Origin of the sequence: Streptomyces sp. NPDC048650 (assembly GCF_043199095.1) — a bacterium.
Classification (GTDB): Bacteria; Actinomycetota; Actinomycetes; order Streptomycetales; family Streptomycetaceae; genus Streptomyces.
This window is the reverse complement of sequence record NZ_JBICVM010000009.1, coordinates 85,158-100,267: the sequence shown is the minus strand read 5'-3', so window position 1 is coordinate 100,267 and position 15,110 is coordinate 85,158. Positions and strand designations below refer to the sequence as shown.

The 15,110-nt window shown below is 70.8% G+C and carries 15 protein-coding genes and 1 pseudogene; 2 read left to right on the top strand and 14 right to left on the bottom strand.

Going from position 1 to position 15,110, the window contains the following annotated elements; translation table 11 throughout:
- Positions 1-47: 47 nt before the first annotated feature.
- Genes ACGFML_RS24995 through hsaA form a run of 6 tightly spaced genes read right to left on the bottom strand, consistent with a single transcriptional unit; the run spans position 48 to position 6,014 of the window.
- Complete coding sequence (locus tag ACGFML_RS24995) at positions 48-1,721, bottom strand: FAD-dependent oxidoreductase (RefSeq protein WP_393547188.1); 1,674 nt, start codon at positions 1,719-1,721, stop codon at positions 48-50.
- Positions 1,721-2,599, bottom strand: a complete 879-nt coding sequence (locus tag ACGFML_RS24990; RefSeq protein WP_393547187.1) for a MaoC/PaaZ C-terminal domain-containing protein — start codon at positions 2,597-2,599, stop codon at positions 1,721-1,723. Before ACGFML_RS24990 ends, ACGFML_RS24995 begins: the two co-directional genes overlap by 1 nt.
- Entirely contained in the window at positions 2,599-3,084 is a 486-nt protein-coding gene (locus ACGFML_RS24985) for a flavin reductase family protein (RefSeq protein WP_393547185.1), read from the bottom strand. Before ACGFML_RS24985 ends, ACGFML_RS24990 begins: the two co-directional genes overlap by 1 nt.
- The gene (locus tag ACGFML_RS24980; RefSeq protein WP_393547183.1) at positions 3,072-3,968 is read right to left on the bottom strand and encodes a VOC family protein; all 897 of its coding nucleotides are present in this window, start codon (positions 3,966-3,968) and stop codon (positions 3,072-3,074) included. The genes ACGFML_RS24985 and ACGFML_RS24980 overlap by 13 nt, the downstream gene beginning before the upstream one ends.
- Positions 3,969-3,999: 31 nt before the next feature.
- The gene (hsaD, locus tag ACGFML_RS24975; protein WP_393547181.1) at positions 4,000-4,848 is read right to left on the bottom strand and encodes a 4,5:9,10-diseco-3-hydroxy-5,9,17-trioxoandrosta-1(10),2-diene-4-oate hydrolase; all 849 of its coding nucleotides are present in this window, start codon (positions 4,846-4,848) and stop codon (positions 4,000-4,002) included.
- Positions 4,845-6,014 carry a 3-hydroxy-9,10-secoandrosta-1,3,5(10)-triene-9,17-dione monooxygenase oxygenase subunit gene (gene hsaA / locus ACGFML_RS24970; RefSeq protein ID WP_393547179.1) on the bottom strand — a complete coding sequence of 390 codons (1,170 nt, stop codon included), beginning with the start codon at positions 6,012-6,014 and terminating at the stop codon, positions 4,845-4,847. Before hsaA ends, hsaD begins: the two co-directional genes overlap by 4 nt.
- A gap of 238 nt (positions 6,015-6,252) precedes the next feature.
- Here hsaA and ACGFML_RS24965 point away from each other — a divergent pair, with 238 nt between their 5' ends.
- Positions 6,253-7,131, top strand: a complete 879-nt coding sequence (locus ACGFML_RS24965) for an IclR family transcriptional regulator (protein ID WP_393547177.1) — start codon at positions 6,253-6,255, stop codon at positions 7,129-7,131.
- 184 nt (positions 7,132-7,315) lie between these two features.
- Here ACGFML_RS24965 and ACGFML_RS24960 read toward each other — a convergent pair whose 3' ends face one another.
- Positions 7,316-7,921 carry a hypothetical protein gene (locus ACGFML_RS24960; RefSeq protein ID WP_393547175.1) on the bottom strand — a complete coding sequence of 202 codons (606 nt, stop codon included), beginning with the start codon at positions 7,919-7,921 and terminating at the stop codon, positions 7,316-7,318.
- Positions 7,922-8,123: 202 nt separating this feature from the next.
- On the opposite strand from ACGFML_RS24960, the pseudogene ACGFML_RS24955 reads away from it, so the two are divergent.
- Positions 8,124-8,912: pseudogene (locus ACGFML_RS24955) on the top strand (hypothetical protein); the annotation flags it as partial.
- Here the strand turns inward: ACGFML_RS24955 and ACGFML_RS24950 are convergent.
- The 7 genes from ACGFML_RS24950 to ACGFML_RS24920 form a co-directional block, all read right to left on the bottom strand.
- Complete coding sequence (locus tag ACGFML_RS24950) at positions 8,851-9,627, bottom strand: phosphotransferase (protein WP_393547173.1); 777 nt, start codon at positions 9,625-9,627, stop codon at positions 8,851-8,853. The pseudogene ACGFML_RS24955 and the gene ACGFML_RS24950 sit on opposite strands and share 62 nt — an antisense overlap.
- A 140-nt stretch (positions 9,628-9,767) precedes the next feature.
- Complete coding sequence (locus ACGFML_RS24945; RefSeq protein ID WP_393547171.1) at positions 9,768-10,805, bottom strand: 2Fe-2S iron-sulfur cluster-binding protein; 1,038 nt, start codon at positions 10,803-10,805, stop codon at positions 9,768-9,770.
- The gene (locus ACGFML_RS24940) at positions 10,798-11,106 is read right to left on the bottom strand and encodes a hypothetical protein (RefSeq protein WP_393547169.1); all 309 of its coding nucleotides are present in this window, start codon (positions 11,104-11,106) and stop codon (positions 10,798-10,800) included. Before ACGFML_RS24940 ends, ACGFML_RS24945 begins: the two co-directional genes overlap by 8 nt.
- A gap of 1 nt (position 11,107) precedes the next feature.
- Positions 11,108-12,244 carry a Rieske 2Fe-2S domain-containing protein gene (locus ACGFML_RS24935; RefSeq protein ID WP_393547167.1) on the bottom strand — a complete coding sequence of 379 codons (1,137 nt, stop codon included), beginning with the start codon at positions 12,242-12,244 and terminating at the stop codon, positions 11,108-11,110.
- 10 nt (positions 12,245-12,254) lie between these two features.
- Positions 12,255-13,292, bottom strand: a complete 1,038-nt coding sequence (gene dmpG / locus ACGFML_RS24930; RefSeq protein ID WP_393547166.1) for a 4-hydroxy-2-oxovalerate aldolase — start codon at positions 13,290-13,292, stop codon at positions 12,255-12,257.
- Positions 13,289-14,230, bottom strand: a complete 942-nt coding sequence (locus ACGFML_RS24925) for an acetaldehyde dehydrogenase (acetylating) (protein ID WP_393547164.1) — start codon at positions 14,228-14,230, stop codon at positions 13,289-13,291. The genes dmpG and ACGFML_RS24925 overlap by 4 nt, the downstream gene beginning before the upstream one ends.
- A 4-nt stretch (positions 14,231-14,234) precedes the next feature.
- On the bottom strand, positions 14,235-15,017 hold the full coding sequence (locus ACGFML_RS24920; protein WP_393547163.1) for a 2-keto-4-pentenoate hydratase: 783 nt from the start codon (positions 15,015-15,017) through the stop codon (positions 14,235-14,237).
- Positions 15,018-15,110 lie beyond the last annotated feature (93 nt).

Sequence of the window (15,110 nt, the reverse complement as noted above, 5' to 3'; positions counted from 1 at the left end):
GAGGGAATCCGGCGCCGGGCACCCGGCGGTGACGGGCGGGCCCGCGTTCAGTCGGCCCGGAGCGCCTCCGCGATGTGGTTGACCGCGGCCCAACCGAAGGTCATGGCGGGGCCGATCGTCGCCCCCGGCCCCGGATAGGTCTCCCCCATGGGCGCGGCGGAGACATTGCCGGAGGCGTAGAGCCCCGCGATCGGGCCGCCGTCCTCCCGGAGCACGCGGGCGTCGGCGTCGGTGAGCAGACCGCCCTTGGTGCCGATGTCTCCGGGGTGTACGGGGATGGCGTAGTAGGGGGGCTTGGACAGCGGGGCGAGGTTGGGGTTGGGCAGGGTGGGGTCGCCGTAGTAGCGGTCGTAGACGCTCTCGCCGCGCCGGAAGTCGTCGTCGCGGCCCGCGCGCGCGAAGCCGTTGAAGCGGTCGACGGTGGCGTTCAGGCGCCGGGGCGGGGCGCCGATGAGGGCGGCCAGTTCGGTGGGCGAGTCCGCCTTCTTGATGAAGCCGTCGGCCAGCCACTTCCTGGGGAACGGCTGGCCGGGGAAGAGCCCCAGGAAGAGATAGCGGGACTTGGCGCGCGCGTCGAGGATCAGCCAGGACGGGACGGTGGACGCCTCGGGGGTGTGGTGGGCGTACATCTCGTCGACGAACCGGTGGTAGGGCGCCGCCTCGTTGGCGTAGCGCTCCCCCGCCTGGTTGACGATGACCATACCGGGGATGCCGCGGTCGGCGACCAGGAAGAAGGGGCGCTCGCCGGGGGGTACGACGGAGGGGGCGCCCCAGACCTTGTCCAGGAGGTCGGTGGCGGCGCCCGCCTCGATGCCCAGTTCCAGTGCGTCGCCGGTCTGGCCCTCCGAGGCGGAGGACCAGACGGACGAGGTGGGGGCCGGCAGGTGCTTCTCGCGCAGCCGCTGGTTGTGGGAGAAGCCACCGGAGGCCAGGACGACGCCGCCGCGCGCGCCGACGGTGACCTCCTTGCCGTCGCGCCGGACGCGTACGCCGGTGATCCGGCCGTCCTCCTCCACCAGTGCCGTCAGGGGTGCCGACAGCCACAGGCCGCCGCCCAGGCGGTCGAGAGAGTGCCGCATCCGAGCGATCAGCGCTTCGCCCAGGGAGAGCGGTTTGCTGCCGGTGACCAGCGCCTTGGCGGCCCGCAGGCCGACCTTGGCGGAGGTGCGGCGGCCGGCCCAGGTGCGGGCCACCATGTTGAGGTAGCGGAAGTCGTGGCTGGTGATGGTCAGCCCGTACGTGGGCAGGCCGGCCCGGCGCATGGTGCGGCGCTGTTCGGGGCGGAGCGTGCGGAAGTCGAAGATGGCCGGCTCGACGGACCGGCCCTGGGGGTAGCCGCCGAGGCTTTCGGGGAAGTAGTCGCAGTAGCCGGGGGTGTAGACGAATTTCACGTCGGTGCGGTCGTGGAACTCGCGGACCATGCGCGGGCCGTTGCTGAGGTAGGCGTCCTTGAGGGCGTCCGGTACGCGGTCGCCGACGGTGGCGTCGAGGTAGGCGCGGGCCTTCTCCCGGGTGTCGCCCAGGCCCGCCGCGTCCAGGTGGAAGTTGGTCGGCACCCAGACGGCGCCGCCGGACAGGGCGGTGGATCCACCGTAGAATCCGGTCTTCTCCACGACCAGGGCGCTCAGCCCCCGCAGCCGGGCGGTGAGGGCGGCGGCGAGACCGGCCGCACCGGACCCGATGACCACGACGTCGTAGGTGTGGTCCCAACTCTTGCTCATCAGGGCTCCGTTCGGATGGTGACACCTGCTTCGGTCAGTACCGGTGCCTCGTCCCGGTCCGCCGCGCTCGCCCGGAACACGAAGCCGTCGGCGTGCCGCCAGACGTGCAGCCGCAGGGTCTCTCCGGGGAGGAACACCCCGGCGAACCGGGTGCGGCAGGCCGTGACCCGGGTGGGGTCGCTGTGCAGCAGCCGGTCGGTGAGAGCCTTGACGGCCATGCCGAAGGTGCACAGGCCGTGCAGGACGGGGCGGTCGTAGCCGGCCGCGCGGGCCGTGGCCGGGTCGGCGTGCAGCGGGTTCCAGTCGCCGGTCAGGCGGTAGAGCAGGGCCTGTTGGCGCAGCGTGGGCACGTCGAAGACATGGTCGGGGGCCCGGTCGGGGACGGGGGTGCGGAGGGCGGGGCCGCGGTCGCCGCCGAAGCCGCCGGCGCCGTGCACGAAGATCTGGTTGCGCTGGGTCAGCAGGGGGTGGTCGTCCTCGTCGTACAGGGTGGATTCCTGGACGATGACGGCGGCCTTGCCCTTGTCGTACACGGCGGGAACGTGGGTGACGGCCGTGGCACGGGCGGCGGCGGGCAGCGGGCGGTGCACGGTGATCTCCTGCCCGCCGTGCAGCGCCTGGGCGAGGTCGATGTCGGCTCCGGGCAGGTCGAAGACCTGGAACCCGATGCCGCCGGTGGCGCCTGCGACCGTGCCGAAGGTGGGCAGGACGGCCAGGCCGCGGGCGTGCCGCTCGTAGACGTAGGCCAGTTCGCGCTCGTCGGTCTCGGGGACGCCCGCACCGAGGGCGAGGTGGTAGAGCCGCACTTCACGGTCGTCCCAGCACACTTGGGTACGGACGGGCGGCGCGGCGGTGAGCTTCGCGGCGTCGAGGGGCATCAGAAGGCTCCGGCCGCGTAGGCGCCGCGGAAGTACAGCAGCGGCGATCCGCCGTCGCGGGCGGCGAGTTCCCGCACCCGCGCCGTGACGACGAGGTGATCGCCCGCCTCGTGGACGGCCTCCGGTACGCAGTCCACGGTGGCCAGGGCGCCGGCGATGTGCACGGTGCCGTGTGCGGAGGGGCGCCAGTCGACGGTGGCGAACTTGTCCGGGCCGGGCCGTCCGAGCGCGGCGCAGACGTCCTGTTGCTCCTCGGCGAGGATGGAGACGGCGAACCGTCCCGCGGCCTCGATCCTGGGCCAGCTCGTCGAGGACTTCCCGACGCAGAGCATGACCAGCGGCGGGTCGAGGGAGAGCGAGGCGAAGGACTGGCAGGCCAGGCCGGCCGGTTCGCCGTCGTCGCCGAGGGTGGCGACGACGGTGATGCCGCTGGCGAAGCGCCCGACGGTGTCGCGGAATGCCGCGGGGTCGATCAGCCGTTCCACTGGTGGCCCCAGAAGCTGTCGGCGGTGATCTCCTTCGCCGTCCAGAGGGCCGGGTCGACGATCAGGCCGTCCCAGCCGTACTCGACCTGGAAGCCGCCGGGGGCCTGGGCGTAGAACGACACCATGTGGTCGTTGGAGTGCCGGCCGAGCGAGGAGGCGATCGGGATGCCCGCCCGGTGCATCCGGTCGAGGCAGAAGCCGACGTCGTCGAGGGTCTCCACTTCGACCATGAAGTGGACGATGCCGGGCGGGAGTGCGCCCGGGTAGAGGCCGAGGCTGTGGTGGCGGGCGTTGGGGCTGAGGAAGTTCATCCAGTGGAAGTCGCGGCCCGGTTCGCCGGTCGGGACGGCGGCGGGCGGCAGCTTCATCCGGTCGCGCAGCTGGAAGCCGAGCAGGTTCTCGTAGAAGTCGACGGCCGCGTCCATGTCGGGTGCGGGCAGCACGACATGGCCGAGGCCGAGGTGGTCGCCGGTCACGAAGCGGTTGCCGAACGGGGTGCCGAGCGGGGTGTGGTCCTGTGCCTGGCCCCAGTAGAGCTCCAGGGGGTTGCCGGCCGGGTCCGCGCAGTGGATCAGGCCCTGTACCCGCCGTTCGGCGAGGGTGGCGTCGTCGGCGTGCTCGACGGCGACGCCGGCGGCTTCGAGTTCGGCGGCGGCGTCGGCCAGCGCCCGGGCGTTCGCGACCTCGAAACCGGCGCCGATCAGCCGGTCCTGCGATCCGGCGACGAAGGAGAAGCGGCGGATGCGGTCGTCGATCCGGACGTGGAGCACCTCGTCCGTGGTGTTTTCGGCCTCGGACATCCCGAGGATGTCGAGGACGTAGGTACGCCACTCGGCGAGTGTGGCGGTCTCGAGGCGCAGATAGCCCAGCGAGCGAATGTCCATGGTGAAGTCCCTCGGAGGTTCTCGGTGGCGCTCAGTGCGAGAAGAAGTCAATGGCGAGGCGGTTGAACTCGTCGAACCGCTCCGTCTGCGCCCAGTGGCCGCAGTGCGGGAAGACGTGCAGGCGCGCGTCGGGGATGGTCTTGAGGGCGACCAGCGCCCCGTCGAGCGGGTTGGTGCGGTCCTCGCGGCCCCAGGTGATCAGCGTGGGGCAGGCGATGCGGTGGGCCTCGCGCCACAGCATGGTGTCCTGCGGCCACTTGGCGAAGGAGGCACCCATCCGCGCGGTGCCCAGCCTGGCCTCGGGGTCGGCGGCCTGCGCGTAGCGCTCCTCGACGAACTCGTCCGTGACGATCGCCGGGTCGTACGCCATGGTCAGCAGGAAGTCCCGCATCATCTCGCGGGTCGGCGCGGCCGTCGTGTTGAAGGCGAAGAGCTTCTTGATGCCTTCGGTCGGGTCGGGCGAGAAGAGGTTGACGGAGATGCCGCCGGGGCCCATCAGGAGGAGCTTGTCGACCTTGCCGGGGTGGTCGAGTGCCATCCGGGTGGCGGTGCCGCCGCCGAGCGAGTTGCCGATGAAGTGGGCCTTCTCCAGGCCGAGACGGTCCATCAGGGCGGCCACGGCACCGGCCGCGAAGGAGAAGAAGTCCCGGTCCGGCTCGGGTTTGTCGGAGGCGCCGTAGCAGGGCTGGTCGATGAGCAGCGTGCGGAACCGCTTGGCGAAGACGGGCAGGTTGCGGCCGAAGTTCGACCAGCCGGAGGCGCCGGGGCCGCCGCCGTGCAGCATGATCACCACCGGCGCGTCCTGGGGCCCCGCTTCGTTGTAGTGCAGGGTCAGGCCGTCGGTCTTCGCGGTCTTCGAGGTGTTCGCGTAGGTGATCACAGCATCGTGTCCTGGATGTCGATGCCGAGCGCGCCCTGGCCGAAGAGGACGAGCGCCCGCTCGGGGTCGTTGGCCGCGTGGCCGCGGCCGGTGTGCACATCGCGCCAGGCGCGCTGGACGGCGTTCGGTCCGGTGCGCATGGCGCCGCCGCCGGCGTTCTCCATGAGCAGGTCGACGGCGCCGACCGCGCGTTCGGTGGCGAGGACCTGGTCGCGGCGGGTGCGGGTGCGCAGCGCCATCGGCAGCGACTCACCGCGCACTGCGAGCTCGTACAACTCGCTTATGTTCCGGCTCAGTTGGAGCCACGCGGCGTCGATGTCACTGGCCGCGCGGGCGATCCGCAGCTGCGCGAAGGGGTCCTCGGCGACCTGCTGGCCGAAGGAGACCCGGAATCGCTCGCGGGTGGCGGCGACATGACCGTCGTAGGCGCCTTCGGCGATGCCGACGATCGGGGTGGCGATGGTGGTGGTGAAGACGGCGGCGTACGGCAGCCGGTAGAGCGGGTCGGAGTGCACCTGGTGCCCGGGGCAGTCGAGGGCGCTGACCGGGCCGAAGCCGAGGGCGCGGTGCTCGGGGACGAAGACGTCGTCCATCACGATGTCGTTGCTGCCGGTGCCGCGCAGGCCGACGGTGTCCCAGACGTCGACGATGCGGTAGTCGGTGCGCGGCACCAGGAAGGTGTAGACCTCTATCGGCTTGCCGTCGTCGTCGGTGACCAGGCCGCCGAGCAGCGCCCAGTCGGTGTGGTCGCAGCCGGAGGAGAAGTGCCAGCGCCCGGATACCCGGAAGCCTCCGTTGACGGGCGTGACCTGGCTGGTGGGGGCGTACGAGGAGGAGATCCGGGCGTGCGGGTCGTCGCCCCACACCTCGTCCTGGGCTCGGCGGTCGTAGAGCGCCACGTGCCAGGGGTGGACGCCGACGACGGAGGCGACCCAGCCGGTCGAACCGCAGGCCCTGGCTATCTCCTTGACGCATCGGTAGAAGACGAGCGGGTCGGCGGCCAGTCCGCCGTAGGCGCGGGGCTGGAGCAGCCGGAAGAAGCCGGCCTCCTGAAGGTCCTTGATGGACGTGTCGGGCACTCTGCGGAGCGTCTCGGCCTCCGCGGCGCGCTCACGCAGGGTGGGGGCGAGTTCGCGGACCGCTGCGAGTACGTCGTCGTCGCGCATGCGCATCCCCTCTCGGGTCGTACGGATGGGCCCCCTGCCGCTCCGTCCCGCGACAGGGGGTGGGAGGAACGTACGCTTTACTATTCCGAAACGAAATACCCTCTTCCCACTCAGCGGGAGGGCTGGCAGTCTCCCCGCAACCCCGGAAAAAACCTGGTCACGACCCTTCCCCGGTCCGTACCAACGGTGCGCCGCCGGGGTGTTGGCCGTTCTGTGGGGTTCCTTGGGAGGTATGCCGATGACGCAGCAGTCCCTGGAGGGCGACTGCCCGCCGCTGTCGTTGCTGGAGAAGGCCGCGCGGGTGATGAGCGCGTTCAGCAGCACGGATCCCCGGCTCACGCTGACCGAGGTGGTGGAGCGCTCGGGGGTGCCCAGATCCTCCGCGCACCGCATCCTCGACCAGCTGATGCAACTGCGTTGGCTGGAGCGGGAGGGCCGCGACTATCGCCTGGGCATGGGCATGCTGGAGCTCGGGGCGCTGGCCTCCCACCACCACCGGCTGCGCCGGGCGGCCCTGCCGCATCTGCACGATCTGCACGAGTCCACCGGCCATCTGGTGCATCTGTCGGTGCTCGACGACGCCGAGGTGGTCGTGGTGGAGCGGATCGGCGGGGCGATGGACACCGCGGTGCCCTCGCGGGTCGGCGGCCGGCTGCCCGCGTACTGCACCGCGGCCGGCAAGGCGATCCTGGCGTTCAGCGACGACGCGCTCGTGGAGCAGGTGATCCGGCGTGGGCTGCGGGCCCGGACGCCCCGCACGGTCAGCCGCCCGCAGGGGCTGCGCAGCGAGCTGCTCGCGGCGCGGGACCGGGGCGCGGCCTTCGACCGCGAGGAGTCCTACCGGGGCGTGTCCTGTGTCGCCGTCCCGCTGCGCGGGGCGGGCCGGGCCATCGCCGCGGTCTCGCTGTCCGGCAATGGCACGCACCGCGAACTGGACCGGCTGGTTCCGGCGGTGGCGGACTGTGCGCGGGCGGTGTGGCAGTCGCTGTTCGGGCCGGGGCGGCGGTCCGGCCGTCCGGCCCGGCCGCCGCGGGCCGCCGCCCCCACGGGGCCGAGGCTGTCGGCGGCCGCGATGGACAACACCCTGGCCTGGATCCGCGACAGCGAATGGCTGTGAGTGCGGGACACCGCCTTCCTGAAGCGGGTGTCATCACTCAGCGGCGCGCGCTCCCCGGGGCCGTGGAAGGGTGCTCAAGGATGACCAACGCTGACAGCTCAGCAGCCGGTCAGAGCGTTGACCGAATGCGGAGCCAGAGGCAGCAGCCACACGCGTTGAGTTGTGGGACATCTGGCCGGCGTGCCTACGCGGCGCGAGGGCCGGCGGGTGGAAGCAATGGTTCGTGTTTGTGCCAGATGAGGTAGCGGTCCTCGCGTCGTAGCTCTGCGGCGCCCCATTCAACGCGCATGACGCCTCGCTCCATGGAGCAGGCGTACGCAACGGTGATCAACCGAAACTCCGGTGGGAGGAGCGCGATGTCGGGGTGCACCTCCGGTTCATCGAGTTCATCGAGGCCCAGGTCAAGCGCCTGCTGCCTGGGTTCAGGCCCGTGGCGCCTGATCAGGTCAGCGCGGAAGCCGACGGCTCTACGCAATCGCGCCGAGGTGACAGGGACATCCTTCTTCGCGTACCGGATGGGGTAGATGAGGTTGTCGCCAATGACCATCACCGTGCGGCCCTGTAGTCGCATGGCCGTTGCACCTTCGAAGGGCGTCAAGCCAGCTGCCAGCGCCTCGTACTGCACCGCGTGCAGCCCGTGACCGTACGCTTCCAGTGTCTGAGTGTTGACGCCTTCATGGCCATGGCGGGCTCTGTCGTGGGCCTGCACGAGGCAGGCCGGGATGGCTTCGGCCAGCTGGCCGGCCAGACTGCCGAATGTCTCACTCGCCCACGGAGTTACTGAGTCCACACCGCACCGCCCTCCCCTTGGGGCGTAACAACGCCGAGCAGTTTTCACTCAAACAATGCGATGGGCCTGCAAGGTGCACAAGAGGGCATGGGCGCACGAACGGCGCACGTTCTTCGGGCAACGCATCAGCACCATTCATCGCTTCGGCCCAGCCGCGTATACACGGCTTGGCCGGCGAAAGGTTCTCGGCTCGTTTGGCAACAGCCGGGACGTAGCGCCTCTGCTCTCCGGCCGGTACACCGAGTCGGTTGGACACCCCCTGTTCCCGACCGTTGCCGAAGCCACCCTGCTGGCTGGTTGGATGTCGTACGACGCTTGTCAGCACGGGCTGGCACAGCGGTACCTTCTCCAGGCACTCAGACTCGCCCAAGACGGCAACGATCGGCGCCTGGCCGGCAGCATCCTGTCCGCGATGAGCCACCAGGCCACGTTCCTGGGCCAGTTCACTCATGGTGCCACCCTCGCTCGCGCGGCCCTGATGGGTATCTCCGCTGTTGCCACTCCGACCCTGCGGGCGCAGTTCCACGCGATGGAGGCTCGGGCGCTGGCGCGCACCGGTGACCGGCACGCGTGCGAAAGTGCGCTCGCCGCAGCCGCCAAGGCGCTGGAGAGCGGCAACACGGAAGACGAGCCTGAGTGGATCACCTACTTCGACGCTGCCGAACTGGCGGCGGAGGCCGCCCATTGCTTCCGCGACGTACGCAGCGCTCGTCAGGCCGTCTCATACGCGGAGAACGCAATGAGCGGCAGTCACGTCCGCACCGACTTCTTCGCCACCATGGTCCTGGCCGACGCCCACCTCCACGCCGGGGACGCAGAGGAAGCCTGCAACGTAGCCTTGGACGCCCTTGATCTCGAAGAACAGCTTCGGTCCGCCCGATGCGTCGCCTACCTTGCCGAGTTCCGCCAACACCTCGCGGTGTCAGGGCCTACCGCGGCCGCCCGCGATTTCCACGAGCAGGCCGCGGAACACCGTTTGTGGATCGCAAGCGGGCAAGCGCTGACGACTTTGTACCGGTCAGGTCAGAAGGGGCTCCAGTCCCGGCGGCTGCCCCCGGTACGGAGCGCATGCATCCGGCGGCTGAACTCGGCGGCAGACTTCTCGCTGCTGCCGACCTGCCGGCGTCGCCGTGGATCAGGCCGTACGGCAGCACGAAGTCCAGCCGGTCGTACTCCTTGCCCAGTCGCCGAGCCCGCTGCTCCAGGAAGGCCATGTCGTCCGCCGAGACGCCATCGAGTGCCTCGAACGAGGACCACACCTTGGCGAACGGATCGAAGTACGGCAGACGCAACGATTCAGGCTGCTCAAGCCAGTGCAGCCGCCGCAGCAGGTCTGCCGGCTCGGTCACCGTCGCGTACTCCTCGCGGTCCTGGGCGCTCTCCCAGAACGTGACGACTCTGCCGCCGGCCGACAGCGGCTGACACACGCCGGGCAGCACTCTCGTTGCCGGGTAATCCTGCGACTCAAGCCAGCGGGCGACCTGAACAGCCCGTTCCATCTCCATCGCCGCATTTGGATCTCGCGCAATGCGGACGATCACCGGAGCGGACGGCAGCCGGTAGACGGCGTTCGATCCGAGTCGCAGCAGCTCCGCCCCGGACGCATCGATCCGGGCCACTTCGCACGCCTCGCGGAGCACGGCTTCCATGCCCTCTGCCGTGAAATCCCGCGGTGCGTCTGGACTCGTGACGGGGTCCGAGATCATGCGATCGACCGTACCCGGCGGTGCCGGATCCGTGCCAGATGGCAGGAGCACGATCGGAAAGCTGCGGACTACAGCGGGGCGACTTGGGGAACCAGCAGGCTGGGCCCGGCCCAGGTCAGGCCGTGACCACCAGAGCATCCTCACGAGTAGGTGATCTCGACCCGTTCGGTCAGGGGCACGCTCTGGCAGGCCAGGACGTAGCCTTCGGCGAGGTCGGTGTCGTCCAGCACCTCGTTGCGCGCCATCGACACCTCGCCGTCCACCACCCGGCAGGTGCAGGCGGCGCAGGCGCCCTCCCGGCAGGAGTACGGGGCGTCGACGCCGGCGGCGAGCAGCGCGTCCAGCAGCGGGGTGCGGGACGGCCAGTCGATGCGGTGGACGACTCCGTCGAGGGTGACCTCCGCGGTGGTCGTCCGCTCGTCGGCGGCGGGCGCGGCGGGCACCTCCGGCACGGCGGGAGCCGCGAACACCTCGCCGGAGAGCGAGAAGAACCGTTCGCGGTGCAGCCGGTCCCGGGTCGCGCCGAGGGAGCGCAGGGCGTCCTCGGTGGCGTCCATCAGGGGCTGCGGGCCGCACAGATAGGCGGCCCGCTCCGCGTACGGGGCGAGCTGCGCGGCCAGTCCGGCGACCGCGGGCAGGCCCTGGACACTCTCCAGCCAGTGCAGCACCAGCAGCCGGTCCGGGTACTCCTCGGCCAGCTCCCGCAGTTCGTCGCGGAAGATGACCGAGGTCTCGCCGCGGTTGGCGTAGAGGAGGGTGAGCCGTCCGCGGCCCCGGGTGAGCACCGACTTGAGGATCGACATCACCGGGGTGATGCCACTGCCGCCCGCGACGAGCAGCAGATCGGCATCGAGTCCGGGCGGGGTGAAGGTGCCGGCGGGCGGCAGGACCTCCACTTCGGTGCCCGGTACGGCGTGATCGCACAGCCAGTTGGAGCCGAGGCCACCGGGGACGCGTTTGACCGTGACCTTCGGCGGCTCGCCGGTGTGCGGCGAGCTGGCGAGGGAGTAGCAGCGAGCCGTCTCCGCGCCCGGGTCCGCCCCGGGAAGCCGGAAGGTGAGGAACTGACCTGGTCGGTAAGGGAGTTGGCTTGCGCTCTCGAACACCAGGGAGCGGGCGTCGGCGGTCTCCTCGATCACTTCGGCGATCCGCAGCCGATGGATGCGCGGTTCAGCCATGGGGCACCACCGGGGTGTCGCGGGTACCGTCCCCGGCCGGGAGCCCGAACCCGGGCGAGGTCCCGCCGTCGGGCCGGGTCCCGTCCTGGGGCAGGGCCCCCTCCTCGACGGCGCGGGCGATGGCGGCGCGCAGCGCCTCGCAGGAGCGCACGGTGGCGCTCGGCTCCCCCGCCGCCACCCGGGCGCGGATCCGCGGGCAGCTCTCGGCCGCGTCGCCGGTCCACTGCACCTGGGTGTGGGCGGGGCTGAACTTCTCGCACAGGACCTGGTTCCCGCAGGCCCCGCACGCCACGGGCCGCATCTCAGGCTCCGGCCGCGCGTCGGGCGAGATTGTCGGCCACCTCGGCCTGCCAGGCCGCGTTGGCCCGGGTGGTGTCGATCTCGAACTCGAAGCGGCGCACCATCTCGTCCTCGACCTCGGCGGCATCGACGTAGAACTGCTGGTACCAGCGCCGGAGCTGGTAGACGGGGCCGTCCTCCTCGGTGAGGAGCGGATTGTCGATGCGGGCCTTGTGCTGCCAGATCTCGACGTCCTGCTCGAAGCCGACCTTGAGCCCCTCGGAGGCGAGCCGGGCGGCCTCGGCGGCCTGGTCGTCGCTCATGCCGGGGAGCTTCTTGACGCTCGCGCCGTACATCAGCACGAAGCTGTTCTCGTCGATCGGATAGTGGCAGTTGATGAGGACGGACTCCATCTCGCCCGCGTCGCCGGCATCGGTCCACAGTTTGTCGATCATGTAGGAGGGGCCGTGGTAGGAGGCGTCGGAGCGCAGCGCCCCGGTGGAGGAGAGGGTGCCGAGGTCGATGTCGCCGCGCGGGGTGGACTCCATGTACTGGGTGGCGACATGGCCGTCGAAGACGTTCTTGAAGTACGTCGGGAACGAGTGGTGGATGTAGTAGAAGTGCGCCATGTCCACGACGTTGTCGACGATTTCGCGGCAGTTGGAGTTCTCGACGCGCAGGGCGTTCCAGGACCAGTCGGACCACTCGTCGCCGCCGACCCCCTCGATCTCGGGGATGGTGACCCCGGGCGGCGGCGGGTTGCCCTGGGGGTCGTGCCAGACGTAGAGCTGCTGGTTGCGTTCGAGGGTGGTCCAGGCGCGGGTGCGGGCGCGGGGCGGGACGCGACGGGCGTAGGGGATGGCGGCGCAGCGGCCGTTGCCCGACCAGCGCCAGTCGTGGAAGGGGCAAGCGACGGTGTCGCCCTTGATGCTGCCGCGGGCCAGGTTGCCGCCCATGTGCGGGCAGTAGGCGTTGAGAACGTGCAGTGCGCCGTCGTCCTCGCCCTGGAAGACGACGAGTTCGGTGCCGAACGCCTCGATCCCGTGCGGCGTACCGTCCTTGAAGGTGGCCGCGAGGCCGAGGCAGTGCCAGCCCCGGGCGAACCGGGTGGGCGGCGCGGCCGCCTCGATGACACGGGCCTCTTCGTTGAGTGCGGTCATCGCGTTCTCCCTACTGCTTCTGTGCCGCGAGTTCGACGGCGATGTCGATGAGTTGGTCCTCCTGGCCGCCGACGAGACGGCGTTCGCCCGCCCGCAGCAGGATGTCGGCGCCGGAGACGCCGTAGCGTTCGGCCTGCCGGTAGGCGTGCTTGAGGAAGCTGGAATAGACGCCGGCATGGCCCATCAGCAGTGCGAGCCGGTCGAGTTGGCACTCTTCGTCCATCACAGGGCGGACCACGTCCTCGGCCGCGTCGATGATCCGAAGGACGTCGATGCCGGTGCGGATGCCCATCTTGGCGCAGACCGCGACCAGCGCTTCGACGGGAGTGTTGCCGGCACCCGCGCCCAGACGCCGGGTGGAGCCGTCGATCTGGAGGGCGCCGGCCCTGATGGCGGCGATGGAGTTGCCGGTGCCCAGTGCGAGGTTCTCGTGGCCGTGGAAGCCGACCTGGGCGTCGTCGCCGAGCTCGGTCACCAGGGCGGTGACCCGGTCGGCGACGTCGTCCATGACCATGGCGCCGGCCGAGTCGACGACGTAGACGCACTGGCAGCCCGCGTCGGCCATGATGCGGCCCTGCCGGGCGAGCTGCTCGGGGGTGGTGGAATGCGCCATCATCAGGAACCCGACGGTCTCCAGGCCCATGTCGCGGGCGAGCCCGAAGTGCTGGACGGAGATGTCCGCCTCGGTGCAGTGGGTGGCGATCCGGCAGATGCGTGCGCCGTTGCCGTGGGCGGCCCGGATGTCGTCCTTGACGCCGAGGCCGGGCAGCATGAGGAAGGCGATCCTCGCCCGCTGTGCGGTATCGACCGCGATCTTGATGAGTTCCTGTTCGGGGGCGCGGGAGAAGCCGTAGGTGAAGGACGAGCCGCCGAGCCCGTCGCCGTGGGTGACCTCGATGACCGGTACGCCCGCGCCGTCGAGGGCCGCGACGACGGACCGTACGTCCTCGCCGGTGAACTGGTGCCGCTTGGCGTGCGATCCGTCGCGCAGGGAGGAGTCGGTGACGCGGATGTCCAGCGTGTCGGAGTAGGTCCTGGGAGTCGTCATGCCTGCATGCCCTTCGCGAACTCCTCGCCGGCCTTGGTGGCGGCGGCGGTCATGATGTCGAGGTTGCCGGCGTAGGGCGGCAGGAAGTCGCCGGCGCCTTCGACCTCCAGGAAGATCGCGACCCTGGCCATACCGCCGCTGACCGGCGTCGGATCGTCGAACTGGGGCTCGGTGCGCAGCCGGTAGCCGGGTACGTAGGTGGCGACCTGTTCGGCGGTCTCCTTGATGGACTGCGCGATGGCGGCCCGGTCGGCGTCCTCGGGAAGGGCGCAGAAGACGGTGTCGCGCATGATGACCGGTGGCTCGGCGGGGTTGAGGATGATGATCGCCTTGCCGTGCCCCGCGCCGCCGATGGTCTCGATGCCGCGTGCGGTGGTGCGGGTGAACTCGTCGATGTTGGCGCGGGTGCCGGGCCCGGCGGAGACGGAGGCCACCGAGGCCACGATCTCGGCGTACGGGACGGGGACCACCCGGGAGACGGCGTACACCATGGGGATGGTGGCCTGCCCGCCGCAGGTGATCATGTTGACGTTGGGGGCGTCGAGGTGCTCGCGGAGGTTGGCGGGCGGAACGACGGCGGGGCCGACGGCGGCCGGGGTCAGGTCGACGGCCTTGATGCCGAGCTCCGCGTAGCGCGGGGCGTTGGCGCGGTGGACGGGGGCCGAGGTGGCCTCGAAGACGATGTCGGGCCGGTCGTCCTGGGCGAGGAGCCAGTCGACGCCTTCGTGGCTGGCTTCCAGGCCGGCGCCGCGGGCGCGGGCGAGCCCTTCGCTCCCGGGGTCGACGCCGATCATCCAGCGGGGTTCGATGTACGGGGAGCGGCGCAGTTTGTAGAGCAGGTCGGTGCCGATGTTGCCGGATCCGACGATCGCGGCGGTCGCCTTGGACGGGACCGGTGGCACGGTCCCGTCCGGCGTCGTGGTCTTGCTGGTCATCATCACCTCAGGTGAAGGAGAGGGAGACCGGGCCGAGCCCGGTGAAGTCGGCGGTGAAGGTCGCTCCGGCCGTCACCTCGACGGCGCGGGTGCAGGAACCGGGCAGCACCAGGTGCCCCTTCTTGAGGGGCACCCCGAAGCGGGCGACGGTACGGGCGAGCCAGGCGACGGCGATGGCCGGATCGCCGAGGACGGCGTCGCTGCGGCCCGCGGCGAGCTGCCGGGTGCCGTCGGTGAGCACCGCGTCGATCGCCCTGAGGTCCAGTTCGCGCGGGTCGCGACCGTCGCCGATGACATATCCGGCGGAGGAGGCGTTGTCGGCGATGGTGTCGGGCAGGGCGATGTGCCAGTCGCGGATCCGACTGTCGATCAACTCCAGTGCGGGCACGACCCGTTCGGTGGCGGCGAGCACATCGGCCACCTCGCACCGTTCGCCCGGCAGGTCGTCGCCGAGGACGAACCCGACCTCGACCTCGATGCGCGGGGCACAGTAGCGGCTCACGGGCACGGGCCGGTCCTGGTGCAGTTCCATGCCGTCGAGGAGGTGGCCGTAGTCGGGTTCGTCGACGCCCATCATCTGCTGCATGACCGGGGACGACAGTCCGACCTTGTGGCCGGTGACGGCGGCGCCGGCCGCGCACCGCTCCCGGATGTTGATCAGCTGGATCTCGTAGGCGTCCTCGGCGTCGATGCCCGGGAACACGTCGATCAGAGGGGCGACGGGGGCGCCGGTGCGCTCGGCGTCGCGGAGCAGTTCTGCCGCGAGGTGCCGTTGGCGGTCCGTGAGCATGGGGTGGTCCTCCGCGGGGCGGTCGGTTCGTCCGGGGAGGCTAAGCGGGGTGGGCTGCGGGCGGGGAGGGTGTGTTCCCGCTGAGCGGGAATT

What these genes read in the sequence shown, in the direction of transcription:
- ACGFML_RS24990 (WP_393547187.1), bottom strand. Translation starts at nt 2,599, where the DNA reads ATGCCCCTCGACGCCGCGAAGCTCACCGCCGCGCCGCCCGTCCGTACC.
- ACGFML_RS24950 (WP_393547173.1), bottom strand. Translation starts at nt 9,627, where the DNA reads ATGATCTCGGACCCCGTCACGAGTCCAGACGCACCGCGGGATTTCACG.
- ACGFML_RS24965 (WP_393547177.1), top strand. Translation starts at nt 6,253, where the DNA reads ATGACGCAGCAGTCCCTGGAGGGCGACTGCCCGCCGCTGTCGTTGCTG.
- ACGFML_RS24920 (WP_393547163.1), bottom strand. Translation starts at nt 15,017, where the DNA reads ATGCTCACGGACCGCCAACGGCACCTCGCGGCAGAACTGCTCCGCGAC.
- ACGFML_RS24980 (WP_393547183.1), bottom strand. Translation starts at nt 3,968, where the DNA reads ATGGACATTCGCTCGCTGGGCTATCTGCGCCTCGAGACCGCCACACTC.
- hsaA (WP_393547179.1), bottom strand. Translation starts at nt 6,014, where the DNA reads ATGCGCGACGACGACGTACTCGCAGCGGTCCGCGAACTCGCCCCCACC.
- ACGFML_RS24940 (WP_393547169.1), bottom strand. Translation starts at nt 11,106, where the DNA reads ATGCGGCCCGTGGCGTGCGGGGCCTGCGGGAACCAGGTCCTGTGCGAG.
- ACGFML_RS24925 (WP_393547164.1), bottom strand. Translation starts at nt 14,230, where the DNA reads ATGATGACCAGCAAGACCACGACGCCGGACGGGACCGTGCCACCGGTC.
- ACGFML_RS24945 (WP_393547171.1), bottom strand. Translation starts at nt 10,805, where the DNA reads ATGGCTGAACCGCGCATCCATCGGCTGCGGATCGCCGAAGTGATCGAG.
- ACGFML_RS24935 (WP_393547167.1), bottom strand. Translation starts at nt 12,244, where the DNA reads ATGACCGCACTCAACGAAGAGGCCCGTGTCATCGAGGCGGCCGCGCCG.
- ACGFML_RS24995 (WP_393547188.1), bottom strand. Translation starts at nt 1,721, where the DNA reads ATGAGCAAGAGTTGGGACCACACCTACGACGTCGTGGTCATCGGGTCC.
- dmpG (WP_393547166.1), bottom strand. Translation starts at nt 13,292, where the DNA reads ATGACGACTCCCAGGACCTACTCCGACACGCTGGACATCCGCGTCACC.